The sequence below is a fragment of the Pseudomonas sp. NY15354 genome, from assembly GCF_048068075.1.
Taxonomy (GTDB): Bacteria; Pseudomonadota; Gammaproteobacteria; order Pseudomonadales; family Pseudomonadaceae; genus Aquipseudomonas; species Aquipseudomonas guariconensis_C.
Map to the genome: position 1 here is coordinate 1 of NZ_JBLUPV010000069.1, position 1,339 is coordinate 1,339.

Annotated in this window: 1 protein-coding gene; it reads left to right on the forward strand. The window is 66.2% G+C overall.

Annotated features, from left to right (window positions below):
• Positions 1–1,335, forward strand: a 1,335-nt coding sequence (gene mcpA, locus ACNFCH_RS25815; protein WP_416744498.1) for a methyl-accepting chemotaxis protein McpA, incomplete at its 5' end; no start/stop codon positions are given.
• Positions 1,336–1,339: the final 4 nt, after the last annotated feature.

The following is a 1,339-nucleotide window of genomic DNA, read 5'->3' on the forward strand; positions in this document are numbered from 1 at the left end:
GTGGACTTCGGCGGCATCGGCCATGCCTTCCTCGCCGATCGCAGCGGCCAGGTCATCGTCAGCCCCGACAAGGACCAGTTGATGAAAAACCTCAAGGACATCTACCCCGATGCCGGCCTGAAGGTCGAACCGGGCATGCAGGACGTCACCCTCAATGGCCAGGATCGGATCATCTCCTTCGCCCCGGTCGAAGGCCTGCCGTCGGCGCAGTGGTACATCGGTCTGTCCATCGACAAGGACAAGGCCTACGCCCCGCTCAGCCAGTTCCGCACTTCGGCGATCATCGCCATGCTTATCGCCGTGGCCGCCATCGCCGGCCTGCTGGGCCTGCTCATCCCGGTGCTGATGGGTCCGCTGACCACCATGGGCCGTGCCATGCGGGACATCGCCGAAGGCGAAGGCGACCTGACCCGCCGCCTGGCGGTGCAGCACAAGGATGAGTTCGGCGAGCTGGCCACCTCGTTCAACCGCTTCGTCGAGCGCATCCACGCCTCGATCAGCGAGGTATCCTCGGCCACCCGCCTGGTGCATGACCTGTCGGAGAAGGTGGTCAACGCCTCCAACGCTTCGATCATCGGCTCCGAGGAGCAGAGCATGCGCACCAACAGCGTCGCCGCGGCGATCAACCAGCTGGGCGCGGCCACCCAGGAAATCGCCCGCAACGCCGCCGACGCCTCGCAGCACGCCAGCGGCGCCAGCGACCAGGCCAACGATGGCCGTCAGGTGGTGGACGATGCGATCAACGCCATGACCGCGCTTTCGCAGAAGATCAGCGAGTCGTGCGAACAGATCGAGACGCTCAACGCCAGCACCGACGAGATCGGCAAGATCCTCGACGTGATCAAGGGCATCTCCCAGCAGACCAACCTGCTGGCGCTCAACGCCGCCATCGAGGCCGCCCGCGCCGGCGAGGCCGGGCGTGGCTTTGCCGTGGTGGCCGATGAGGTGCGCAACCTGGCTCACCGCACCCAGGAGTCGGCCGAGGAGATCCACCGCATGATCACCAGCCTGCAGGTGGGCTCGCGCGAGGCGGTGCACACCATGAATGAAAGCCAGGTGTCCAGCGAGCAGACCGTGCAGGTGGCCAACCAGGCCGGCGCCCGCCTGGCCAGCGTGACCCAGCGCATCGGCGAGATCGACGGCATGAACCAGTCGGTGGCCACCGCCACCGAGGAACAGAGCGCGGTGGTCGAGAGCCTGAACCTGGACATCACCCAGATCAACAGCCTCAACCAGCAAGGGGTGGAGAACCTCAACGAGACCCTGCGCCATTGCGACGCCCTGAGCCAGCAGGCGGGGCGGTTGAAGCAACTGGTGGGCAGCTTCAGGATCTGAGGCG